Here is a 23156-nt window from a genome sequence, read left to right as displayed (position 1 = left end):
GAGAAGTCTTGTTCGGGAAGACATTTGTCGATCAGTACGTGGTGGTCACCGGAGGAGGCACGGGTATCGGCCGGGCCACGGCGCTGGCATTCGCTGAGCAGGGCGCGGCAGGAGTGATCATTACCGGCCGTCGAGGTGCAGCTCTCGAGGAGGTGGCGGCCGAGCACGAGGCGCTGATCCCGGTGGTCGCGGATGTCACCACGCCGGAGGGCGCGGACGCGGTGGTCGCGGCGGTTTCCGAGCTCGGCGGCCAGCTCGACGTGCTCGTGCACAATGCCGGAATCTTCCGGAATACGCCGCTCGACGACTTGGGCGCGGATGCGGTCCGAGAACAGCTGGAAGTCAATGTGATCGGGCCCGTGTTGCTGACCGGTCGCCTCCTGCCGCTACTGCGCGAGGGCGGCAATATCGTGCTGGTATCGAGTATCTCGGCGCGGCTGGCCGGGGCGGGTTCGTCGGTGTACTCCGCGAGCAAAGCGGCCGTGGACAGCCTCATTCGGAGCTGGGCGGTGGAGCTCGGCCCCAAGCGGATTCGAGTGAACGGGGTCGCGCCGGGACAGGTCGAAACCCCGATCCTCGGTTCCGGCGGTGTCTCGCCCGAGGCCGTGCAGGATTGGTACTCGGTATACGCCGCGTCGGCCCCTGCGGGACGCATCGGCAAGGCAGCGGAAGTCAGCTCCTGGATCACCCGCCTCGCCGAGCCCGCCAGCTCCTGGATCACGGGCGAGATCATCACCATGGACGGCGGTAAACTGCTTGTGTGACAGCATATTTCGGACAATCTGAGTGCACCTGTCAGCGCGCGGACGGTTCGGTATGCCCCGTGGACGAAGACGAGTGATCGAGATCGAGCCGACCAGCGTCCGCGACATCTCGGAAACATGAACATCCCAGCGGTCCAGTGGATGTCAGTGATTGTGCGGGGTCACCAGGCCGGATTCGTAGGCGAGAACGACGAGTTGGGCGCGGTCCCGGGCGTCGAGTTTGGTCATGGCTCGGTTGATGTGGGTTTTCGCGGTCAGTGGGCTGATCACCATACGGTTGGCGATCTGGTTGTTCGAAAGACCTTGGGCGACCAGGACAACGGCTTCGCGTTCGCGGTTGGTCAGTTCTTTCAGCCCCGCGCTGTTGTCAGGGGTGAGTGGTTGGGTGACGTACCGGTCGATCAGGCGGCGGGTGATCGAGGGCGCGAGCAGGGCGTCGCCGCGTGCGGCGACGCGGACGGCGTGCAGGAAATCGTCCGGCTCGATATCTTTGACGAGGAATCCGGCCGCACCGGCTCGTAGCGCGTTGAAGACGTATTCGTCCAACCCGTAGTTGGTCAGGATGACGACGTGCACCTCGGCCAGGGCCGGGTCGGCGGCGATGAGCCGGGTCGCCTCGATGCCGTCGATGACCGGCATCTGGATGTCGATGAGCGCGATATCGGGCAGGTGCTGTCTGGCCAGCGCCAGCGCCTGGCTTCCGTCGGCGGCCTCGGCCACCACCTCGATGTCGTCCTCGAGGTCCAGCAGGGCGCGGAATCCGCTGCGAATGAGCGGCTGGTCGTCGACGAGCAGGATACGAATCATGTTCGGTCCACGGGAAGTTCGGCTTGTACGGAAAAGCCGCCCTCGCTGCGCGGCGCCGCCCGCAGGCGACCGCCGAGGGCGGTGACTCGTTCGCGCATCCCGAGCAGCCCGACCCCGGGAACCGGCGTGGTGTCCGGGGTGGCCTTGCCGTCGTCATCGACCTGGACGACCAGGGCGTCGGGTCGATAGTCGATCCGGACCGACGCTGTCGCGGCGGCGGCGTGCCGGCCGATGTTCGTCAGCGACTCTTGAACGATCCGGTAGACGGTTCGGTCCACTGCGACAGGCAGGTCCTTGCGTTGTCCTTCGATGGTCAGCGTCGTGTCCAGCCCGGTCGTTCTGGCCCGTTCCACCAGGTCCGGGATGTGGTCGAGCCCTCGCGGCGGATTGGTGTCGTCGTCGCGCAGCGCCTCCAGAGTCGCGCGCAGTTCCCGGGCCGCTTCACGCCCGGCCTCCCGGATCACCAGCAGGGCCTCGGGCACCTCTTCGCCCTGCTTGCGGGCCACATGGACAGCAGCCTCGGACTGCACCTTGATGACCGAGATCTGGTGGGTGAGCGAATCGTGCAGTTCCCGCGCGATGTGCAGCCGTTCCTCGTCGGCGCGTTGCCGCGCGGTCGCCTCCCGGGTGCGCTCGGCTTCGTCGGCCCGTCGTTCGGCTTGGCGCAGCGCTTCCCCCGCCGCACCGGCCGCGATCAGCCAGGCCAGTTGGAGGGCATCCCGGGCCTGCGTGAATGCCTCGCCCACGGCCCAGTCGGGGTGCGAGGCCAGCATCGCGAACGGAAGCGTAGCCACCATGAGCACCGAACCCGCCACCGCGACGAGGCGGTGTCCCGCTCGTACTGTGGCGTACACGGCGACCAGATACGCGACGGCGGGCACCTCGAAACCGATTGCCTGGTAACCCAGTACGCATAACCCGGTCGCGGCCAGCACGGCGATCGGAGCCCAGCGGTGCGCTGCCAGCGCCAGACCGCCGACTATCAACAGCGTGTAGCCCGGCGTGTCGAGTTTCGTGGGCGGGTGTTGCCCGGCCAGCGAGGTGACCAGCAAGACGGTAGCCACGCCGACGGCGATCGCCCAGTCTCCGATCCGTCCGCTGCTCACGCGTGCAACCCTAGCTGGATATTCGCGCGGGCAACTCCTGCTCACGGATGATCGGCGGCCTACCACACCCGCGGTAGTCTCGCGGCACTCTACGACGTCCGCAGCAGTCTGCTACGGCAACAGTGGTAGCGCGAATTGTATACGCCCGCAGGATGATCGGCGGTGGGTCCAGCGGACATGATGAGGCGAGGTCCAGTCGTTCGACGAAGGAGCACCCCATGTCCGTCCGCCATCTGCCTGCCGCTGTAGCAGCCGCCATGCTCGCAGGTTTCGCACTTGCCGCACCGGCGGCCGCGCAGGCCTCGGTCCAGCCCGCCGCCGCTGTTACCGGCATGATCTCCGGGCGAATCGGGCCCTCCCTGACCGCGCTGGTGGCGCTGGCCGGTGTGGTCATCGGCGGGCTGGCGCTGGCTCGCTCCGCCGGTCGTATCGGCACCGGCAGCGGGGGAAGAAGGGCCATTGTTGCCCTGGTGTCGGGGCTGATCGGCGTGGTCGTAGGTGGGGTCTTGGCGGCCACCGCCGACGGTGGTCCCGGCACCGGCAACGGGATAGTCGCGTCCTGGGCGGCCATGGCGTTGGGCCTGATCAGCATGGCCCTCGGCGGGCTGGGTCTGGCCCGCTCCCGCCGCAGCAGCTGATCTCCGCGTCTGATCGGGGTCGTGGTCGATGTGACGCGGTCCCGAGGTGATGCGCAGGGCGCCAGCCATGGCCGTACCGGATCGCTGGAGGCCACCAGCCGGTGCGCGTCGTGGTGGATCCAGCCGCTGAGCGCTTCGGCAATGTTGTCCTCGGCCAGAACGTATTCGACCCCGTCGGCCATCAGGTGAACTTGCGGCGGATCGTGTAAACCGCCGCGCCGACCGCGACAATGACCGCGCCTGCGAGCACTGAGGTCATCGGCAGCGTGAAGGCCAGAATCAGGCACCCGAGCAACCCGACCGCCGGGATCAGCCGCACCGGCCGTCCCTCGGAGGCGGTCAGTGTCGCCGCGGACGCGTTGGCGATGGCGTAGTAGAGCAGCACACCGAAAGACGAGAACCCGATCGCCGCACGGACATCGGTAGTCGCCGCCGCGGCGGCCACGATGACGCCGACAGCGATCTCGGCGCGGTGCGGCACCGCGAACCGCGGATGCACCACAGCCAGGGCGTGGGGCAGGTGCCGGTCGCGGGCCATCGCCAACGTTGTGCGCGAGACACCGAGAATCAACGCGAGCAGTGATCCCAGCGCGGCGAGGACGGCACCGACTCGCACCACCGGTTCCAACCAACCCGCATCGGCCGCCCGCACCACCGCCGATAACGGCGCGGTCGCCTCGGACAGGGCCTGCGGTCCCAGCACTGTCAGCGCCGCGACCACAACGACCGCGTACACGAGCAAGGTGATCGCGAGTGCGAGCGGGATCGCGCGAGGAATTGTGCGCGCCGGGTCACGCACCTCCTCACCGAGGGTGGCGATCCGGGCGTATCCGGCGAAGGCGAAGAACAACAGACCCGCCGCCTGTAACACCCCCACAACAGTGATGTCGCAACCGAATTCGATCCGGGCGGGATCAGCGGTGTCGGAGGTGAATGCCGCGACAACCACCGCGGCGAGCACGGCCAGCACGATCGCCACGATCGCCCGGGTCAACAACGCTGACTTCTGTACACCGCGATAGTTCACCGCTGTCAACGCGACGACCGCCGCGACAGCGACAGCGTGGGCATGGGTAGGCCACGCGTACGCGCCGACGGTCAACGCCATCGCCGCGCAGGACGCTATCTTGCCGACCACGAAACACCACCCCGCGAGGTACCCCCAGAACTCGCCGAGCCGTTCGCGCCCATACACATACGTGCCGCCCGAGAACGGATACCGGGCGGCCAACCGCGCCGATGACGTCGCATTGCAGTAGGCCACTCCCGCCGCGACCGCGAGCCCGAGTGCCAGCCCCGATCCCGCCGCCCGTGCCGCCGGTGCCAGGGCCGCGAAGATCCCTGCCCCGATCATGGAGCCGAGCCCGATCGCGACAGCATCGGTTACTCCCAAGCTTCGACGCAGCTCATCGGGTGTCTGCGTCGGCCTTGGTTTTGGCACCGTGCTCCTGTCGCAGACCAGATCCGATGAATTCCATCAATTGCAATTGATGCATTGGGTGTTATTCTCGACTGATGACGTCGTGCCGTCAAGTTGTTCCGCTGTTCGTTGATCTGGCCGCGCACCCGGTGCGGTGGCGTCTGTTGAACGAGCTGTCCGGCAGCGATTATCGGGTTCGGGAGTTGGTGACACTGGTGGGTGAGCCGCAGAATCTGGTCTCCTACCACCTGCGGCTGCTGCGCAACGGTGGCCTGGTGACCGCCACACGCAGCAGCCACGACGGTCGCGACAGCTACTACCACCTGGATCTGGACCGCTGCACCGAGACACTCGCCGACGCGGGCGCGGCACTGCACCCGGCACTTCAGTTGAGCACCGCACCAACAACATTCGATCCGGCAGGGTCGCTCGCGGTGTTGTTCGTGTGTACCGGCAACAGTGCTCGCTCCGCGATCGCGGAGGCTTTGCTGCGCCATCACGCCGATGACCGCGTCGAGGTGGTCAGCGCCGGTAGCCGCCCCAAACCCGCGATGCACCCCAATACGGTGCGGGTGCTGCGCGAGGAGTTCGGGATCGACATATCCGACCGGTCCCCGCGCCACCTCGACACCCTCGACGACCACCGGTTCGATGCGGTGATCACCTTGTGCGACAAGGCTCGTGAAGTCTGCCCCGAGTTCGGCGACGACCCACGGTGGATCCACTGGAGCATCCCGGACCCGGCCGTGTCAGGTGACACCCACAAAGACAGCTATCCGATCTTCCGCGCCACCGCCACCGAGATCGACACCCGCATCCGTTACCTGTTGCCGGTCCTCACCGTTGGCGGCCGTTGAGCCCTCGCCGGAGTGTTATTCAGCCCTTGTGAAAATGTGATTTGCATCACATCGCTGTGGGTAAAATGTCGGTGGTCGATGGCATGGTTATCGGTATGCCATTGACCGATTCCGTTGCCACCACCGATGTCATCCGGGTGCTGGGAGCCAGCGAACACAACCTGCGCGATGTGTCGCTGGAGATCCCGAAGAACAAGATCACGGTATTTACCGGTGTGTCCGGTTCCGGGAAGTCGTCCATCGTGTTCGACACCATCGCCGTCGAGTCGCAGCGCCAGCTCTACGCGACGTTTCCGGCGTTCATTCTGAACTTCCTGCCCCGCTACGAGCGCCCGCACGCCGAGGCGATCGAGAACCTGACCGCGCCGGTGATCATCGATCAGCAGCCGGTCGGTGGTGGGCCGCGTTCCACGGTCGGCACCATGACCGATATTTACTCGATGGTGCGGGCTATGTTCGCCCGATTCGGTTCGCCATCGGCCGGATTCGTCTACAGCTACTCGTTCAACGTGCCCCAGGGCATGTGCCCGGATTGCGATGGGATCGGTCAGTCGGTGCGCGCCGATCCCGACCGGCTGGTGGATCGGAGCAAGTCGCTCAATGAGGGCGCGATCCTCTTGCCGGGCTATGCGCCAGGAAGCGGCGACTGGCAGTTGTACGGCAACTCCGGCCGTTTCGATCCGGACAAGAAGCTCGTCGACTACAGCGCCGAGGAGTTCCAGGATCTGCTGTACGGTACCGGCGGCAAGGTGGAGTTGACCTTCAGCAAAGGCACCTGGAAGGCGAATTACGAAGGGGTGGCGGCGAAGTTCACCCGCACCCGGTTGCAGCGTGACACCTCCGCGCTGAGTGAAAAGACCCGTGAACAGATTCAAAAATTTCTCACCGAGGGTGTGTGTACGACGTGCAATGGCGCACGGCTCAATGCCGAGGCGCTCGCGACGAAGATCGACGGCCGCAATATCGCCGACTGGTCGGGGTTGCAGATCACCGATCTGATCGTGGTGCTCGACGAGATCACCGACCCCGCCGCGCTGGGCTTGGCCGCCGCCATTCGCACCGCATTGCGACGGGTGGCCGATATCGGGCTCGGTTATCTGAGCCTGGACCGGGCTACCTCGAGCCTGTCCGGTGGTGAGGGTCAGCGGCTGAAGATGATCAAGCACCTGGCCAGCACGCTGATCGGGATGACCTACATCTTCGACGAGCCGAGCGTCGGGTTGCATCCGCGTGATGTCGGGCGGCTGAACAATCTCTTGAAGGCGTTGCGAGACAAGGGCAATACCGTGCTGGTCGTCGAGCACGATCCCGATGTCATCCAGATCGCCGACCACATCGTCGATGTCGGACCGCGCGCGGGGGTGCACGGCGGACAGGTGGTGTTCGAGGGCAGCTTCGCGCAGCTGCGCGTGGCCGATACTCCGACCGGTGCCGGGCTGCGCAGGCAGTTCGCGGTGAAGGACATCTTTCGGACGTCGAACGGAGAGTTGTTGATCGAGCACGCGAACGCACACAACCTGAAGGATGTGACGGTCGCGATTCCGATCGGTGTGCTCACCGCGATCACCGGCGTCGCGGGTTCCGGAAAGAGCAGCCTGATCCGGGATGTGTTCGTGCGCGAGCATCCCGAGGCCATCTTCGTGGACCAGTCCGCCATCGCGGCCTCATCGCGTTCCACCCCGGCCACCTACTTGGGGCTGATGGATCCGATCCGCAAGCTGTTCGCCAAGTCCAGCGGTGAATCGCCGGGGCTGTTCAGCTTCAACTCGGCGGGCGCGTGCAAACAGTGCGAAGGACGCGGTGTCATCATCACCGAGATCGCCTACATGGATCCGGTGACCACGCACTGCGATGCCTGCGATGGACGGCGCTTCTCGGAGGAGGTGCTCGCGCATACCTTGCGCGAGAAGTCGATCGCCGACGTGCTGGAGATGTCGGCCGAGGAGGCGGTGCAGTTCTTCCCGGAGAAGGCGCTGCACACCAAGCTGCGCACCATGAACGAGGTCGGCCTCGACTATTTGAGCCTCGGCCAGGCGATGAGCACCCTGTCCGGCGGTGAACGTCAACGCATCAAGCTGGCCACGCAGCTACAGAACACCGGCTCCGTCTATGTGCTCGACGAACCGACCACCGGCCTGCACATGTCGGACGTGGACACCTTGCTCGCGCTGATGGACGGGTTGGTCGAGCGGGGCAACACGGTGGTGGTGATCGAGCACAACCTCGACGTGGTCGCCCACTCCGACTGGGTGATCGACCTCGGACCGGACGGCGGCAAGGACGGCGGCGAAGTGGTCTTTACCGGCACTCCCGCCGAGCTGCTGGAGCATCCGACGTCGCTGACCGGCGAGTACCTGCGGAAGTACAAGGCGGCGTAAAGGTTTCGGTGTGGCCGGATACCCGGCCACACCGACCTGTCGCCGGGGTGAATCAGGCACGGCTGCTGAACTGTTGGGTGCCGGTGATGCGGAGCAGCTCGAGTGCGCTGGCGGCGGGGGTTCCTGGTTGCGCGGAGTAGACGATGACGGACTGGTCGGAGTCGGGGACGAGCAGGTTGTCGCATTCCAGCACCAGGACGCCGAGCTCGGGATGGTCGACCGACTTGGTGGCGCTGCGCCATGGTTCGGATCGGCGTTCGTTCCACAGCTGCTCGAATCGTCGACTGCGCGAACGGAGTTCGCCGATCAGGCGCAACAGTTCGGGGTCGCCGGGGTAACGGGCCCTTGCGCTGCGCAGGCTGCTCACCGAGAAAACGGCGGTGGCCTGGGCCTCGGCGGGGGAGAGTGCGACGCGGCGTGGCCCGGTGCCGAGGAACTGCTGCCAGATGATGTTGCGTTGCGCGGGCGGCCACTCGCTGAAGTCGCCGAGCAACGCCGCCGCCATCGGATTCCACGCCAGCACATCGCCTTTCGCGGAAATGACCAGCGCTGGTAGATCGACCATCCTGTCGAGCAGCCGCAGCACGCTCGGGCGGACCACGATATTGATCCGGCCCGCCTGCGGTGGTGCGGATCCGGCGAACTGGAACAGCAGATCGCGGTTTTCGTCGTTGAGGCGTAGCGCCCTGGCCAGTGCCGCGAGCACAGCGGTCGAAGGTCGTGGGCCGCGGGCCTGCTCCAGCCGAACCACGTAATCGACGCTGACCCCGGCCAGTTGCGCGACCTCTTCGCGGCGCAATCCCGGCACCTGTCTGCGTGAGCCTGCGGGCAGGCCGACATCGCGGGGCTGGATGTGCGCGCGGGCCTGCCGAAGCAGTTCGGCGAGTTCCGTGCGATCCATGTCATCGATAATGCCGCAGGACGCGTTCGGCGGGGTGGTATCGCTGGTCCCAGGAGATGGCGGCCCTGGTGGGCGGGGTGATGGCGGGCGATGCTCGGATGATGAACAATCCAACGACTGCTCTGGTCACCGGAGCGAACAAAGGACTCGGCCGCGAGACCGTCCGCAGGCTGGCGGCTATTGGCTGGCAGGTGTTTCTCGCCGCACGCAACACCGATGCGGGAAAGACGGCGGCGGCCGAGCTCGCCGAGGCCGGCGCCGACGTCGAGTTCATCCAGCTGGACGTCACCTCCGCCGCTTCCATCGCCGCCGCCGTCGAGGCCGTCGGACAACGAACACCTCGGCTGGACGTCCTGGTGAACAACGCCGGCATCGGCGGTACTCGCAAACTCCCGCCCGAGATCACCGCGGCCGAGCTGCGAGAAGTCTTCGAGACCAACGTCTTCGGCGTCGTAGCGGTCACCAACGCGTTTCTACCGCTGCTGCGCGCCGCCGCTCAACCACGAATCGTGATGGTGTCCAGCGGTATCGGTTCACTGGCCCGCACTTCCGACCCCACCCGCCTCGAGTCGACCCTGCTCGGCCTGCCGTATCCCGCTTCGAAAACCGCGCTGAACATGATCACCTCGATGTACTCCCGTTCGCTGCCCGACTTTCAGATCAACGCCGCCGACCCCGGCTACACCGCAACGGATCTGAACAACAACTCCGGGCACCAGACGGTCTCCGAGGGCACCGACGCGATCGTCCATCTCGCGTCCCTCGGACCGGACGGACCGACCGGCGGTTTCTTCGACCGGGTCGGCTCAGTGCCGTGGTGAGTCTTATGTGCGGCCGCCAGCGTCGGCGGCGATGAGGCCGGCGACTTGCCGCGGATCGAGGCCGGTGGTGTCGGTGATCTCAGCCTCTCGGCTGTGCCATGAACGCGCGTCCTCGTAGGGGTCGAGATGTTCCAGACTGGGCGTTACGTACGGAGGGCTGTTCGGCCGAGGTCATAGCGCGGGACGCTGCGTTTTCAGGATTCGCGGGCTGCGATTGCGGCTTGGATTCGTCGTAGCGTGCGCAGGCCCTTCTTGGCAGCGACGCTCACCATGCCGTCGAAGACTGTCGAGCCCTGGTCGGTGGCCATCAGCCGTTCCAGCGTCGGCACGGCGCGATCGTCGCCGGTCGAACCGAGCGCGACAGCCGTCCAGTATCGCTGGTCCGGGTCGTCGCTGTCGGCCGCCTCGCATAGCCTCGGGATGATGTCCGGGGCGAATTCGGCCAGCGCGCTGGCGATATAGCCGATGCGGTAGTACCTGCGGTTCTCGAGTTCGTCCCATAGTGCGGCCAGGGCTGCATCGCCGCCGATCATGCCGAGGGCCTCGGCGGCACGTTCGCGCATTCCTGCGATCGAGTCCCGCAGCACGGGCGTGAGCGCCGGGACGACCGATTCGTCCCCCAATACGCCCAGAGCGATCACCGCTTGCTCGCGAGCCATCTCCTGTGGGTGGTCCAGCATCGCGACCAAGCCTGGAACCGCGTCGCGAAAGCCGAGCGCGGCGCAGCCCATCGCGGCCCATGCCTGGCAGTTGTACCGAGTGTCGGCGAGTGACGCGAGCAGCGGCGCCTTCAGAGTGTCGTCACCGAAGACCGCCGCCCGGTTCAACGCCCGGCTGTACAGCGACCGGTGGTAGTCGGAATAGTCGCGGACGAGCGCGCACAGTGCTTCCTTGGCGGAGGTGTCGCCGTCAGCAGCTCGCACGAGCAGGAGCCGCAGATTTTCCTCGCGGGTCTCGAGATCGCCGTCTTTGAGGCGTCGCGCATCAGCTGGGTTCACCGCCCAACGGTACCTGGCGGTGATCTCGTCCCCCGGCCACGTTTCGGGTGACCGAAACCGAAGGCTCCCGCGAGTTTGTCACCATGGAATGCATGCTTTTTGACCAGCTCCGCAACCTCTCCCGATTCTCCGCAGAGTCCGATGGCGCCGAGGAATATTTCCTCTCGTGTCGAGAGACCAACGATTGCGGTACGGCGCACTTCGAGCTGGTAGGCATCAAACATTGTCGATGTCGGACTTCGTTACGAACATTCCGCACGATGCCTTCACATCGAAGCCGACGCGCGGGATTATTTTCACTCGACTGCCGGGCAGCGCCTTTTCCATGATGGCACCGTTGCGCCGCAGGACTTCCTCGGCAGGTTCCTGACCGACCCGCGGCGAGTGCGGATTGTATCGAACGATATTGACATCGACGCGAAACTGCTTGCTGTTGACTATCGCGCAAATATTGTGCACGCTCTCTTCGGAATCGTTCTCACCGGAGATGAACGCGAAATGCAGGACAGGTATCTTGCGGGTCTTGATCTGATAGTCCCGCAGCATATCGAGAGCGCGTTCGGGATCCATAGCTTTTGGTAGCCAACGGCGGCGGAAACTCGGGTCGACCGAGTATATCGAGTAGTAGATATCTGGCGCGTACCCGCCGAAGAGCCGCGCCAAGCTCGGCACCGAGGTGAGCTCATCCGGAAAGATCGACGAGAACTTCACTCTGGGAATAAGTTCTCTGCGGCGCTTCCAGCGACTTTCCCATTGCACTGCACCGAACTGCGCAAAGTTAGACGCTCGCCAGCGGTTTGGAGCGGCCCGGGCTCATCCGGCGTCTCGGTGCCGGTCGGCGTTGCGGAGGGGTGCGCCGACGTGGTGCAGATGCTTCAGCGCCTCGCTGTAAGAGGAGATCAGCCCGGTTTCGTGGTACGGCACGTCGATTTCGGAACAGTAGTCGCGGACGATCACCTGGGCGTGACGCAGATTCGGCGTCGGCATGCTCGGGAACAAATGGTGCTCGATCTGATAGTTGAGCCCACCTAAGGCGAGGTCGGTCAGCATGCCACCCCGCACGTTGCGAGAGGTCAGCACCTGCCGACGTAGATAGTCGGGACGGTCGTCGCCGGTCAAGGTCGGCATGCCTTTGTGGTTCGGCGCGAAGATGCAGCCCATGTACAGGCCGAACAGCGCCTGGTGGACCGCGAGGAACGCGAAGGCTTTGTCGGTGGGCAGAACCGCGAACAGGGCGGCCAGGTAGGCGGCGAAATGGCCGAAGAGCAGCGCACCCTCCAATCCGCGATGCTTCACCGATCGATTTTTGAGCGAACGTGCGCCGGCTACATGGAGATTCAGGCCCTCCAACATCAGCAGGGGCACGAACAGGAATGCCTGCGCCCTCCCGATGAGACGAGGCAGGCCGCGGCTGGCCCGCGCCTGCCGTTGTGACCAGAGCAGAATGTCGGGCGCGACATCTGGGTCGAGTTCCTCGTGATTCGGGTTGGCGTGATGCCGGGTGTGCTTGTCTTGCCACCATCCGTACGCCAGGCCGATGCCGGCGTTGCCGGCCAGTCGACCCACGATCTGCGTCGGTCGCCGCAACCGGAAGACTTGGCGGTGCGCGACATCGTGCATGACGAGGGCGACCTGAGCGCACGTCACGGCCATGAACGCCGCGATCATGAGTGTCCACCACGAGTCGCCGACCAGGACGAACGCTGCCCAGCCGGCCGCGAACGCGATTCCGACGAGGCTGAGCCGGACCGCATAGTAACGGGGACGCCGGTTCATCAGTCCCGCGTCGGAGATCCGGCGCAACAGACGAGCGTAATCACCGTCGCCGCCCCCGCGCCGCGATGATCGTGGAAATGACTCTGGGACCAAGGCCGATGTCGTCATAGATCTTCCTGAGAGCTGGGTCGGAGATGCCACCTTCGCCCGTTCTCGATGTCGGTCGGTCGATGTCGATCGGAGATCTGATTCAGCGGGAACTGCTCGGTGGGTCGGGCGGCGGTGCCGATTCGAAGCTATCGGCCGAATTCTCGTTCCATGTAATCCCTTGGTATGACATGGAATAGGACTGCGGTGTGATAGCTGCCCGAGCACCACCCTGGCCATCGTCTGCGGGAGTGCGCGGTCATGCTGCCGGGCGCACGCTAACAGTGCGGATCCGACCCGTCAGCTCGCGCCCGCTCCCGTGGTTGTCGGTGGCGCGGTGGGCGATGACAGATAGTCCTCGACGGTCATGGAGTTGTAGAGGCGTGCGCTCTTGGTGACCAGGCGCAGGAAGGCACGGCTGGGGCCTGCGGGCAGGGCGGAGATCAGGCGGGTGCCGTGGACCAGTCCCGATACGCCGAGGCGGGACATGGGGACCAGGGTCTTCGCGGCACTCAGCGCGACCTCCCTGCTGCCGCGCACGTGCTCCGCCATCGCGCGCTCGTAGGCGGGGAAGGCGAGCTCGTGGTCGCCGCCCGCCCGTGCCAGCTCCCCGGCGAGGATGTACGCGCCGACGACGGCCAGGCTGGTGCTGCCGCCGACAGCCGGGCCGGGGCAGTAGCCGGCGTCCCCGACGAGGGTTATCCGCCCACGCGACCAGGTGTCCATGCTGACCTGGGTGATCGAGTCGAAGTAGAACGCCGAGGTGCGGTCGAGTTCGTCCAGCCAGCGGTCCACGTCGGCATCGAAGCCGACGAACGCAGCGCGCAGCAGCTCCTTCTGCCTGGGCACGTCGTGGCGGCCGTAATCGAGTTCGCGCTCGCTTCGGAACAGGAACAACGCCCGCGCATCGCCCAGGTGTCGCGCGCTGTATATCCCAGCGGTGCGACCGATCCCGACGTGGATGTGGAGTTCGCCGTCGCGGCCGTAGGTGTTGGGCAGGGTCAGCACCGCGAGGTAGGCGCCGATGAAGGCGCTGAAGCGGGCCTCGTCGCCGAAGACGAGGCGGCGCACGTTGGAGTGCAGTCCGTCCGCGCCGACGACGAGGTCGAAGCGGCGCGCCACGGCGTTCTCGAACCGCACCTCGCCGTCGGGCGAGATCTCGGTGATCGAGTCGCCGAAGATGTACTCGACGTCGTCGCTGGTGGCGTCGTAATAGATCGCGCTCAGGTCGTCGCGCATGATCTCGACGTGCCGGTCGGAGGTGGCGCTGAAGATCTTGGTGAGGTCCACCCCGACGGGACGTCGTGCGCCCTCCGGGTGCAGGGTCATCCGGTTCGTGCCGGTGGCCCGCTCCTGCACGCGAGAGAGGACGCCCATCTTCTCCGAGATGTCCACCGCGGGCCGGAAAAGGTCGACCGCGTGGCCACCGGTCTTGCGCAGGACCGGCGCGCGCTCGACGACGGTGACGGAGAAGCCGTGCCTGGTGAGCCAGTACGCCAGCATTGGGCCTGCGATGCTGGCGCCGGAGATGAGAATCCGCATGAGTATGTCTCCTCGAGGGTCGAGTTCTGGTTGCGCACGGTTTCCGTTGCCGCACTTGGTCAGTGCTGTTCGGCGAAGTCGCGGATAAGTGCGCCGGTGCTGTCGGGTTCCTCGATCATGGGTGAGTGCCCGCAGTCGAGGCCCTCGATCCGAACGTCCGGGACTCGGCGGTAGTCCTGGAAGGACGACGGCTGCCATCGCCGATCTCGGGCGCCGAAGATCACCATCGTCGGCAGGCCGAGATCAGCGAGCCGGTCCGGTTCGGGCCGTTCCCTCAGGTACGTATCCGATGCGTCGGATGTCGCGGTGAGGCTGCGGTAGGTCATGCCTCGAAGGTCGGCGACGAGTTGGTCCGGGATTTGTACGTCGCGGGTGAACGCCGTGCTCATCGCAATCCGAATGGCGGCTTCCGGGAGCAGCGGCCACAGGGGTTGCCCTATCGACGGGTTGAGCAGCAGATCACCGACCGGGCCGTTGTCGGTGAACGCATCCAACCGTGGACCGGTGCTGATCAGCGCGATCGCGCTCACCAGGTCGCGGCGCTGTTCGGCAAGCGATGTGGTCACGTAGCCGCCGGTGGAATGCCCGACGACGATCGCGTGGCGCACGCCGAGTTGATCGAGCACGGCCCCGACTCGGCGCGCTTGCTCGGCCATGCTGTACCCGCTGTCCGGTTTCGCTGATCGGCCGTGCCCCAGCAGGTCGATCCGCACCACGTACGCATTTCCCAACGCGGGTATCACCGGGTCCCACCACGGAGTCGATGCCGCCAGTCCGTGCAGCAGCACCACCGCGCGGACGTCGGGTGCTCCGCTGGAGACGACGTGGATGTCTCCGTCCGGAAGGTGCACCATTTGCTCCTGGGAATCGCTCGGGGTGGCGGTAGCGCCACCTGTCGTGTTGCCCACGATCAGAGCGACAAGCACGCCGACGACCATCAGCCCGATGTGTCGCCGCCGCCTCGACGTTGAGGCGGCAGTGGTCTCATCCAATGGGTCCTCCTTCGATCGATCCGTGATGCCTCCAACCCTGCTGGGCGACAGCGCGATATGTCTTGAAGAAATGTCAGCGCCCGCGGATGGCATGAACCGCTCATACAATCGGCATATGGCCTGGGAGATCGCGCGACCATCGTGGACGCCCGCACTGCGCGGCGTCGACATGGCCGGATTCCGTATTCACGGTGACGGCCCGGCCCAACTGCGTGTCATTCCCCATCCGGCCGTCACGGTGGTCGTCGAGTTCGGTGACGATCGCTTCGACGTCCGCGACTCGACAGGCCGAAGCCACTCGGGCAGCCTGGCTCTCGGTCTCTCCGGCAGTGCGGCCCCGGTGCGTTTCGAAGACATCGAGTGCGTACAGGTGCGCTTGTCACCGGTTGTCGCACACGCCATCCTCGGCTGCCCGCTTGCCGAGTTGAGCGGGAAATTCGTTGGCCTCGATGATCTTTGGGGTCGCGACGCAACGCGCCTGCGTGAGCGTCTGCGAGAGACGCAAAGCTGGCAGGAACGATTCGTACTGGTCGGCACGGCGCTGTCGGCGCGGTTGCGAGACGACCGCCCGGCCGACCCGGAGGTCGCCTGGGCGTGGCACCAAATCATCGTCAGCCGAGGCCGATTCCGCGTCGAGCACCTCGCCGGTCGACTCGGGTGGAGCCGCCAACGACTGTGGTCACGATTCAGCACCCAGATCGGCGTGACACCCAAGCGCGCCGCGATGCTGGTTCGTTTCGATCACGCCATGCACCAGTTGGTGCGGGGGCATTCGCCTGCGCAAGTGGCGGCCGACAGCGGTTACGCGGACCAGTCACATCTCTACCGCGACGTCCGTGAGTTCACCGGCGCGGCCCTCACTTCCGCCGCGGGTGAACCATGGCTCGCTGTGGACGACCGGGCCTGGCCGTCGAGCACTGTCGGCTGAGCCGGAGTCGCGATCCGGCACGGCACGGCGGCCCCGAATGAGACGAAAGTCGCTGAAGGGAAGCGGATTCGGGCATAACGGTCGGTGCGCGGGGTCATGCGGCGTCGCTGTTGCGCGCGTGCGAGACTCGTCGCGATGCTCACCTATTTTCAAGCGACTGTTATCGGAGCGGTACAGGGTGTCACCGAACTGTTCCCGGTTTCGAGCCTCGGGCATTCGGTGTTGGTCGCGGCATGGCTCGGCGGTGATTGGCAGAAGTTGGTCAGCCCGGACGAGTCTGGTAGGGGCACACCGTATCTGGCGTTTGTGGTGTCATTGCATGTCGCGACGGCCGTTGCGCTGCTCGGTCACTACTGGCGGGACTGGTGCGCCATCGTGGCCGGTTTGGTCAGCACGGTGCGGACGCGGCGTCTGGACACCGTCGCGCAGCGGTTGGCGCTGCTGATCGTGATCGCCACCGTTCCTGTCGGTGTTCTCGGGCCGTTGCTGGCGCATCCATTGCACGCGCTTTTCGCGGCGCCGGTCTGTGCTGGTTTCTTTCTGGTGCTCAATGGTGTCGTGCTGACCGTCGGTGAGGGATTGCGCCGACGCAACGAGCCGTCGCTGGCGGAATACGGGCGACGGTTCGCCATGCGACAGACCGGCGCGGGGGTGCTCACCGCCGAAGCGCGGACTCGCCGCCAATCCGACCGGCCATTGGCCGCCCTGGGGTCCGAGGATGGCGTCGGTATCGGCTTTGTCCAAGCCTGCGCGCTACTACCCGGGTTCAGTCGCGCGGGTCTGGCCATGGTCGGCGGACTTTGGCGTGGCCTGGAATACAAGCATGCGGCCAAATTCGCGTTCCTGCTCGCGACCCCGGCGATCTTCGGCGCGGGGTTGCTGGAAATACCGGAGCTGGTCGGACCGGCGACCGACGGCATCCGAGGGCCGGTGCTGGTCGGATCCGTCGTCTCCGGGCTGTCGTCATGGCTGGCCGTGCGGTTCCTCGAGCGGTACTTCCACACCCGCACGCTGCTCCCATTCGCGGTGTACTGCGTGGTCGCAGGGTTGCTCTCGATCTTCCGATTCAGCTGAAGTCTCGGGCGCCTCCGGCCTGCGGTTCGGCCACGTCGAGGTCGTCGACGGCATGGTCGAGGTGCAAGACTCGGGGGCGTGCGATGGGCAGTGGCGGAAACGGGCGACGGAGGTGCGCGTCTGTGTCCGCTCGGTCAGGACGGTCGGCCCGCGGGTCCGATCCTCCGCGAGCCCTCACTCGCCGAGGCGGTGCGCGCACGCCCCGAGGTCGAGCGGTGGGTCTGGCGGTCCACGGCCGAGATCTACCGACCGTTGCTTGCGGCAGGTGTTCGCGTCGAGCGCTGCTATGACGTGCAGGCCGCGGAGGCCCTGCTGATCGGCTACGAGGAGGGCCAGTCGGGCCAGGCCCGTTCGCTGGCTGCCGCCTGGGCGCGACTGCGCAACCTGCCCGTTCCGCCGGACGCGCCCGCGCGGGCCGCCGAGACCCAGCCGTCGTTGTTCGATTCGGGCCCGGTACCGCTGCCACCGGGCACCGATGAGTTCAACGCCATGCTGGAGGTCTACGCAGGACAGCTGGTCCGTACGGCGAAGACCGAATACCCGGAACGAATGCGGTTGCTGCTCGCCGCCGAATCGGCGGGCATGCTGGTTGCCGCGGAGATGTCCCGATCCGGGATCCCCTGGCGTGCGGACGTGCACCGCGAGTTGCTGGACAAGCTGCTGGGTGAGCGCTTTGCCGGCGGGCTGGAACCGCGCAGGATGGCGGAGTTGGCCGACGAAGTGTCCCGGGCGTTCGGAGCGGGTGTGCGGGTCCGACCAGATCTGCCCAACGACATCATCAGAGCCTTCGCCCGCGCCGGGATAGAGCTGTCCTCGACCCGAAAATGGGAGCTCCAGCAGGTCGATCACCCCGCCGTAGCGCCGTTGCTGGCCTACAAATCGCTCTACCGTCTGTACACCGCCCATGGCTGGTCCTGGCTCGAGCAGTGGGTGCACGGCGGGCGCTTCCGTCCCGAATACCTGCCCGGTGGAACGGTTTCCGGACGTTGGACCACCAATGGTGGTGGTGCCCTTCAGATCCCCAAGGTGATCCGTCAAGCGATACGCGCGGACCCAGGATGGGTTCTGGTTGTCGCCGACGCCGACCAAATGGAGCCGCGAATACTTGCCGCGGTCTCCCGCGACCCGGGACTGATGGAGGTGGCCGGTCGCGGCGAAGACCTGTACGCGGATCTGGCGGCCCGTGCCTTCGGCGGCGATCGCGCCCAAGCCAAAATCGCCCTGTTGGGCGCGATTTACGGCCAGACCTCGGGCGATGCCCTCACCCACATGGCCGGCCTGCGCCGACGTTATCCGGCCGCGGTGGCTTATGTCGACGACGCGGCCCGCGCCGGTGAGGAGGGTCGCCTCGTGCGCACCTGGTTGGGGCGCACCTGCACGCCGCTGTCGGTCGCGTCGCCCGACCAGGTATCCGACGAGCCTGTCGGCGGATACGGCAGCACCTCCGCGGCGCGCGCCCGCGGCCGCTTCACCCGCAACTTCGTGGTGCAGGGCAGCGCCGCCGACTGGGCCCTGCTGGTACTGGCGGGCGTGCGCCATGCGATGGCGCGCGCCGGGCTCCGTGCCGAACTGGTCTTCTTCCAGCACGACGAGGTAATCGTGCACTGCCCAGCTGAAGAGGCAACGACGGTAGCCGAAGTGATCGCCACCGCGGCAGAGACCGCAGGCCGGATCGCGTTCGGCCCGACACCCGTGCGATTCCCGTTCACGACAGCGGTGGTGGAGTGCTACTGGGACGCCAAGTGAGGATGCACGAAACCTTCACCTGGATCGGATGGTGTCCGCCTCGCGCCGAATAGCGCACGTTGTAGTAGTCGACTTGTGATGGGGCAGTGAGGATCCCGAAACGGGGCCGCGGGTGCTTACGGCATGGGTCGTCCTGTCGGCAGGCGGGCGCAAGTCACCGCCCGCCTGGAGACCGAGATAGCGAGCGATCAGCGACGGCGCAGCGATGGGTCGAGCAGAGCGGGCGGGGTATCGAACTTTTCCTGTGCGGCAAGGTCGACGCCGGGAGCCACGATCGCGTCGATCGCGTCGAGCACGTCGGCGGAGAGCGCGGTGTCCGCGGCGGCGAGTTGCGAGTGCAGGTGGTCCAGCGTGCGGGGACCGATGATCGCGCTGGTCACGGCGGGGTGCGCGGTGACGAATCCGAGTGCGAGCTGGATCAGGGTCAGACCCGCCTCGTCGGCGACTGTGGCCAGCTGCTCGACGGCGTCGAGCCTGGCCCGGTTGGAGGGGATGGTGGTGTCGAAGCGTTGCGGCATGAATTTCGAACGGCTGGTGGTGATTTCCCGGCCCTCGCGGATCGCGCCCGACAGCCAGCCCGTGGCCAACGGGCTCCACGCCAGCACGCCGAGTCCGTACTCTTGGGTCACCGGCAGGACGTGGGTCTCGATGCCGCGCTGCAGGATCGAGTAGCTGGGCTGTTCGGTGACGTACCGGCTCAGATGATTCTCCCGCGCGGCCCACTGGGCCTGCACGATGCGGTACGCGGGGAACGTCGAGGATCCGAAGTAGCGAATCTTGCCCGCGCGCTGCAGGTCGGTCAGAGCCGACAGCGTCTCCTCGTCGCTGGTGGTCGGATCCCACCGGTGGATTTGGTAGAGATCGACATGATCGACGTCCAGACGGCGCAGGCTGTTGTCCAACTCGCTGACCAACCAGCGGCGTGAACTACCCCGATGGTTGCGTTCCTCGCCCATGGGCAGATACGCCTTCGTGGCAAGCACGATGTCGTCGCGACGTCCGGCGATGGCCTTGCCGACCATCTGCTCCGACTCGCCGTCGCTGTACGCGTCGGCGGTGTCGATGAGGTTGATCCCGCCCTCGAGAGCGGCATCGACTATCGCGGTGGCTTCGTCCTGGGTAGTGCGCCCGATCTGGCCGAAGTTCATCGCGCCGAGCGCGAGGGTGCTGACCTGTACGCCGGTGCGGCCCAAGGTGCGGTACTGCATGACTGTTCCTCCTCGAGAGGTGAAGCGATGTTGTGTGGCTTGGTTCGGCTCGCCCGCTCTGGCATCCTGGACAAGCGGAACCTTGTTCCGATAATTCAACATACGGAACATCGTTCCGTTTGCCAAGTGGGATGACGGAGGTAGCGGCGCAGTGGTCGACGTCGACAGCGGATCAGGGTCGTCAGTGCCGCGGAAGCGGGCTGATGCCCGGCGCAACGAGGAGGCACTGCTGGTCGCGGCCGCGGCGGCTTTCATCGCTTCCGGCGTAGACGTGCCCGTGCGTGACATCGCGGCAAGGGCGGGCGTCGGCCTCGGCACGATCTACCGTCACTTCCCGACGCGTTCCGATCTCATCGTCGCTGTCTACCGGCACCAGGTCGAGGCATGCGCCGCGGCCGGTCCGGCACTGCTGGCGAGCAGCGGCACGCCGCATGCCGCGCTGGCGCGTTGGATCAACCTCTTCGTCGATTTCCTGGTCACCAAACATGGCCTCGCCGAGGCGTTGCAGTCCGACAATGCCGCCTTCGAGACCCTGCACGCCTATTTCCTCGACCGCCTCGTCCCCGTATGCGCGCAATTGCTCGATGCCGCCGCAACGGCGGGCGAGATTCGCCCCGACATGGATGCCCACCAGCTCATGCGTGGCGTCGGCAATCTCTGTATCGGTGGAGGCAACGACTCCCGCTACGACGCGCGTCGCATGGTCGAACTCGTTATCGCGGGATTGCGCCTCCATTAGGAGAGTCAGCCGCGAGTTCCTCATGCGGTGGCCTGGTGCCTGTCTCGGCGATCTCCGCGACCGCGGGTTCGCCGAATTCGGTGAGCCAGTCAGGGAATTCGGTGAGGTCATCGAGCACGACATCCGCTCCCGCCGCGCGTAGTTCTGCGGCGTCGCATGGTCCGGTGGTGACGCCGACGGCCGTCACACCTGCCGCCCGCGCGCCCCGCATATCGCCGGCATGGTCGCCGACGAACACGTCGGCCCGCTGCTCGCGCAGCACACCGGCCTTGCCCGCCGCCCAGAGTCCACCCGCCAAATGGTCCACCCGCCAATCGAGTTCGAGCAGATGCAGCCTGGCAAGTGGCTCGTGTTTGCCCGTGACGATCAATACCCGCCCGCCGCGCTCGGCAACCGCTGCCAGTGCCGCATCGGCGCCCGGCATCGCCGGAATTTGCGGCACCACTGTCGGATAGAGCTCTCGGTAACGCGCGATCATGGCCGGAATCAGGTCGGCGGGCACACCCGCGTCGTCCAGCAGCATGTCGAGCGGGGGACCGAGCCGGTCGGCGAGCTCGACACCACGCAGTGCGAGACCGAACTCGGCGGCGATGGTGTCGATGGCCCGCGCGACGCCGGGACGCGAGTCGATGAGAGTCATATCGAGGTCGAAACCAACGGTCCAGGTCACATGCCGACCCTATCGGCCGGAAGATCCGCTATGTCTACGGCAGTCCATAATCGCAGCTCAGATGCCTCAATGGGAGCCTTGCCGCAAGTACCCCTTGCTGGTATACATTCAATTGGAAGTAGATATGCGGTCTCAATTGTTCGACCGCGCTCCTAATTGTTGCGGCCCGGCGTTATGTCGGGCCTTCGCTATTTCAGTGGTGTTCACAGCACTGCATCTGATGCTCACCCGGCCCGCGACCGATGCCCATCCCGGTCGTGACACGTTGGGCGATCCGGGTGACCAGATCGCTCAGATCGTTGCCGGTTTCTCGCCCCCGAAAGAAGGAGAGCGCAATGACCATCCAGATCCGTAAGGTGACCGTTCTCGGAACGGGAGTGCTCGGTTCGCAGATCGCGTACCAGTCCGCGTTCAGCGGGTTCGAAGTCACCGCCTACGACATCAGCGATGACGCACTCGCCGCGGCAGGTGCTCGCTTCACCGAACTGGCGGCGACCTATCGTGACGAGGTCCCCGCGGCGGCCGGCGGCAAGGCGGACAAGGCGGCGGCGGGAATCACGCTCACCGCCGATCTGGCCGCGGCGGTGAAGGACGCCGACCTCGTCATCGAGGCAGTGCCGGAGGTCCTCACCATCAAGCAACAGACCTATCAGCACCTGAGCGAATTCGCGCCCGAGCGAACCATTTTCGCCACCAACTCCTCCACCCTGCTGCCGAGCGACATCAAGGACTTCACCGGACGCCCGGACAAGTTCCTTGCGCTGCATTTCGCGAACCAGGTGTGGAAGTACAACACCGCCGAAGTGATGGGTACCCCCGAAACGGACCCCGAGGTGTACCAGGCGGTGGTCGATTTCGCCGCCGCCATCGGCATGGTGCCCATCGAGCTGCACAAGGAAAAGGCGGGATATGTGCTCAACTCGCTGCTCGTGCCGCTGCTGAACTCGGCGATGGCACTGGCCGCGGGCGGGTACGCGGAACCGGAAGCGGTCGACAAGACCTGGCGAATCGGCACCGGCGCACCCGTCGGGCCATTTCAGATCCTCGACGTCGTCGGTCTCAACACCCCTTACAACATCCTCGTCAACAGCGAGGACGGCCAGGAGCTCGCCGCGTGGCTCAAGGCCAACTACATCGATAAGGGCAAGCTCGGCATCGCCAGCGGAGAGGGGTTCTACCGGTATTCCGCCGAATAAGCGCAGGTACTTCGAACCAGTTCGAGGAGAGGAGCCACATGTATTACAGCAGTCGACGAGCGCATTCCCGAATACATCCAAAAGATCTGCAAGCGTGACCCTTTCAGCGGCAAGGTCGTCACGGGCGGTATCGTCACCGTCAAGGATTCCAGCTGGCTGATGAGCTGGACGGTCAACAGGCAGCCGCACTTCAAGCAGCAGCCGAAGGACCAGATCGTGGTCTGGGGTCTATCCAGGAGCTCGCGGCGAACGCCGCGAAATGCGTTCCGGTCATGATGCCGTACGTGACGGCGTTCTTCATGCCGAGGCAGGCCGGTGACCGCCCCGATGTTGTGCCGAAGGACGCGGTGAACTTCGCCTTCATCGGCCAATTCGCCGAAACCTCGCGCGACTGCATCTGCACGACCGAGTATTCCGTGCGAACCGGGATGGAGGCGGCCTACCCGCCTGCTCGGCATCGAGCGCGGCGTACCGGAGGTCTACAGCTCCACCTGGGCCGCGACGGGCT

Annotated in this window: 22 protein-coding genes and 1 pseudogene; 12 read left to right on the top strand and 11 right to left on the bottom strand. The window is 65.9% G+C overall.

Annotation, left to right across the window (positions count from 1 at the left end; translation table 11 throughout):
• Nucleotides 1-8: 8 nt before the first annotated feature.
• Nucleotides 9-764 carry an SDR family NAD(P)-dependent oxidoreductase gene (locus ACLMAJ_RS18495; RefSeq protein WP_412014969.1) on the top strand — a complete coding sequence of 252 codons (756 nt, stop codon included), beginning with the start codon at nt 9-11 and terminating at the stop codon, nt 762-764.
• A gap of 144 nt (nt 765-908) precedes the next feature.
• Here the strand turns inward: ACLMAJ_RS18495 and ACLMAJ_RS18490 are convergent, their stop codons facing one another.
• Together ACLMAJ_RS18490 and ACLMAJ_RS18485 are read right to left on the bottom strand one after the other, a co-directional pair.
• Nucleotides 909-1571 (bottom strand): response regulator, encoded by a 663-nt coding sequence (locus ACLMAJ_RS18490; RefSeq protein ID WP_412014968.1) that lies wholly within the window; start codon nt 1569-1571, stop codon nt 909-911.
• Nucleotides 1568-2677, bottom strand: coding sequence for a sensor histidine kinase (locus ACLMAJ_RS18485; protein WP_412014967.1), 1110 nt, complete (start codon nt 2675-2677; stop codon nt 1568-1570). Before ACLMAJ_RS18485 ends, ACLMAJ_RS18490 begins: the two co-directional genes overlap by 4 nt.
• Before the next feature lie 218 nt (nt 2678-2895).
• Here ACLMAJ_RS18485 and ACLMAJ_RS18480 point away from each other — a divergent pair, with 218 nt between their 5' ends.
• Nucleotides 2896-3315 carry a DUF6223 family protein gene (locus tag ACLMAJ_RS18480; RefSeq protein WP_412014966.1) on the top strand — a complete coding sequence of 140 codons (420 nt, stop codon included), beginning with the start codon at nt 2896-2898 and terminating at the stop codon, nt 3313-3315.
• A 181-nt stretch (nt 3316-3496) separates the two neighbouring features.
• On the opposite strand, the gene ACLMAJ_RS18475 is transcribed toward ACLMAJ_RS18480, so the two are convergent.
• Complete coding sequence (locus ACLMAJ_RS18475; RefSeq protein ID WP_412014965.1) at nt 3497-4756, bottom strand: APC family permease; 1260 nt, start codon at nt 4754-4756, stop codon at nt 3497-3499.
• A 74-nt stretch (nt 4757-4830) separates the two neighbouring features.
• Between ACLMAJ_RS18475 and ACLMAJ_RS18470 the strand changes: the two genes are divergently transcribed.
• Both ACLMAJ_RS18470 and ACLMAJ_RS18465 read left to right on the top strand, forming a co-directional pair.
• Nucleotides 4831-5592: an arsenate reductase/protein-tyrosine-phosphatase family protein gene (locus tag ACLMAJ_RS18470; RefSeq protein WP_412014964.1), complete on the top strand. Its 762-nt coding sequence runs from the start codon at nt 4831-4833 to the stop codon at nt 5590-5592.
• A 95-nt stretch (nt 5593-5687) separates the two neighbouring features.
• Complete coding sequence (locus ACLMAJ_RS18465) at nt 5688-7970, top strand: ATP-binding cassette domain-containing protein (protein ID WP_412014963.1); 2283 nt, start codon at nt 5688-5690, stop codon at nt 7968-7970.
• A 52-nt stretch (nt 7971-8022) separates the two neighbouring features.
• Here the strand turns inward: ACLMAJ_RS18465 and ACLMAJ_RS18460 are convergent, their stop codons facing one another.
• Nucleotides 8023-8871: a helix-turn-helix transcriptional regulator gene (locus tag ACLMAJ_RS18460; RefSeq protein WP_412014962.1), complete on the bottom strand. Its 849-nt coding sequence runs from the start codon at nt 8869-8871 to the stop codon at nt 8023-8025.
• Between the two features lie 56 nt (nt 8872-8927).
• Between ACLMAJ_RS18460 and ACLMAJ_RS18455 the strand changes: the two genes are divergently transcribed.
• Nucleotides 8928-9692, top strand: a complete 765-nt coding sequence (locus tag ACLMAJ_RS18455) for an SDR family NAD(P)-dependent oxidoreductase (protein WP_412014961.1) — start codon at nt 8928-8930, stop codon at nt 9690-9692.
• Between the two features lie 194 nt (nt 9693-9886).
• Here ACLMAJ_RS18455 and ACLMAJ_RS18450 read toward each other — a convergent pair whose 3' ends face one another.
• The 5 genes from ACLMAJ_RS18450 to ACLMAJ_RS18430 all read right to left on the bottom strand — a co-directional run bounded on the left by ACLMAJ_RS18450 (nt 9887) and on the right by ACLMAJ_RS18430 (nt 15087).
• On the bottom strand, nt 9887-10690 hold the full coding sequence (locus tag ACLMAJ_RS18450) for a HEAT repeat domain-containing protein (protein ID WP_412014960.1): 804 nt from the start codon (nt 10688-10690) through the stop codon (nt 9887-9889).
• A 216-nt stretch (nt 10691-10906) separates the two neighbouring features.
• Nucleotides 10907-11449: a hypothetical protein gene (locus ACLMAJ_RS18445; RefSeq protein WP_412014959.1), complete on the bottom strand. Its 543-nt coding sequence runs from the start codon at nt 11447-11449 to the stop codon at nt 10907-10909.
• A 54-nt stretch (nt 11450-11503) separates the two neighbouring features.
• On the bottom strand, nt 11504-12493 hold the full coding sequence (locus ACLMAJ_RS18440) for a fatty acid desaturase family protein (RefSeq protein ID WP_412014958.1): 990 nt from the start codon (nt 12491-12493) through the stop codon (nt 11504-11506).
• Nucleotides 12494-12853: 360 nt separating this feature from the next.
• Nucleotides 12854-14095 (bottom strand): FAD-dependent monooxygenase, encoded by a 1242-nt coding sequence (locus tag ACLMAJ_RS18435; RefSeq protein WP_412014957.1) that lies wholly within the window; start codon nt 14093-14095, stop codon nt 12854-12856.
• Between the two features lie 59 nt (nt 14096-14154).
• On the bottom strand, nt 14155-15087 hold the full coding sequence (locus tag ACLMAJ_RS18430; protein ID WP_412014956.1) for an alpha/beta fold hydrolase: 933 nt from the start codon (nt 15085-15087) through the stop codon (nt 14155-14157).
• A gap of 115 nt (nt 15088-15202) precedes the next feature.
• Between ACLMAJ_RS18430 and ACLMAJ_RS18425 the strand changes: the two genes are divergently transcribed.
• The 3 genes from ACLMAJ_RS18425 (at nt 15203) to ACLMAJ_RS18415 (ending at nt 18835) form a co-directional block, all read left to right on the top strand.
• Complete coding sequence (locus ACLMAJ_RS18425) at nt 15203-16015, top strand: AraC family transcriptional regulator (RefSeq protein ID WP_412014955.1); 813 nt, start codon at nt 15203-15205, stop codon at nt 16013-16015.
• A gap of 135 nt (nt 16016-16150) precedes the next feature.
• Nucleotides 16151-17089 carry an undecaprenyl-diphosphate phosphatase gene (locus ACLMAJ_RS18420; RefSeq protein WP_412014954.1) on the top strand — a complete coding sequence of 313 codons (939 nt, stop codon included), beginning with the start codon at nt 16151-16153 and terminating at the stop codon, nt 17087-17089.
• A 78-nt stretch (nt 17090-17167) separates the two neighbouring features.
• Nucleotides 17168-18835, top strand: a complete 1668-nt coding sequence (locus ACLMAJ_RS18415) for a bifunctional 3'-5' exonuclease/DNA polymerase (RefSeq protein WP_412014953.1) — start codon at nt 17168-17170, stop codon at nt 18833-18835.
• Nucleotides 18836-19023: 188 nt separating this feature from the next.
• Here the strand turns inward: ACLMAJ_RS18415 and ACLMAJ_RS18410 are convergent, their stop codons facing one another.
• Complete coding sequence (locus ACLMAJ_RS18410) at nt 19024-20043, bottom strand: aldo/keto reductase (protein ID WP_412014952.1); 1020 nt, start codon at nt 20041-20043, stop codon at nt 19024-19026.
• 184 nt (nt 20044-20227) lie between these two features.
• Between ACLMAJ_RS18410 and ACLMAJ_RS18405 the strand changes: the two genes are divergently transcribed.
• On the top strand, nt 20228-20782 hold the full coding sequence (locus ACLMAJ_RS18405; protein WP_412014951.1) for a TetR/AcrR family transcriptional regulator: 555 nt from the start codon (nt 20228-20230) through the stop codon (nt 20780-20782).
• Here the strand turns inward: ACLMAJ_RS18405 and ACLMAJ_RS18400 are convergent.
• Nucleotides 20757-21452 carry an HAD family hydrolase gene (locus ACLMAJ_RS18400; protein ID WP_412014950.1) on the bottom strand — a complete coding sequence of 232 codons (696 nt, stop codon included), beginning with the start codon at nt 21450-21452 and terminating at the stop codon, nt 20757-20759. The two genes, ACLMAJ_RS18405 and ACLMAJ_RS18400, sit on opposite strands and share 26 nt — an antisense overlap.
• A gap of 196 nt (nt 21453-21648) precedes the next feature.
• Here ACLMAJ_RS18400 and ACLMAJ_RS18395 point away from each other — a divergent pair, with 196 nt between their 5' ends.
• From ACLMAJ_RS18395 to ACLMAJ_RS18385, 3 genes and pseudogenes are all read left to right on the top strand, one after another.
• The gene (locus ACLMAJ_RS18395; protein WP_412014949.1) at nt 21649-21807 is read left to right on the top strand and encodes a hypothetical protein; all 159 of its coding nucleotides are present in this window, start codon (nt 21649-21651) and stop codon (nt 21805-21807) included.
• A complete protein-coding gene (locus ACLMAJ_RS18390; RefSeq protein WP_412014948.1) occupies nt 21788-22648 on the top strand; it encodes a 3-hydroxyacyl-CoA dehydrogenase in 861 nt (286 codons plus the stop codon). Before ACLMAJ_RS18395 ends, ACLMAJ_RS18390 begins: the two co-directional genes overlap by 20 nt.
• A 42-nt stretch (nt 22649-22690) precedes the next feature.
• Nucleotides 22691-23143, top strand: a pseudogene (locus tag ACLMAJ_RS18385) (oleate hydratase); the annotation flags it as partial.
• Nucleotides 23144-23156 lie beyond the last annotated feature (13 nt).

The sequence above is a fragment of the Nocardia arseniciresistens genome (assembly GCF_046764875.1).
GTDB lineage: Bacteria > Actinomycetota > Actinomycetes > Mycobacteriales > Mycobacteriaceae > Nocardia > Nocardia arseniciresistens.
This window is presented reverse-complemented; position numbering and strand designations above follow the sequence as displayed.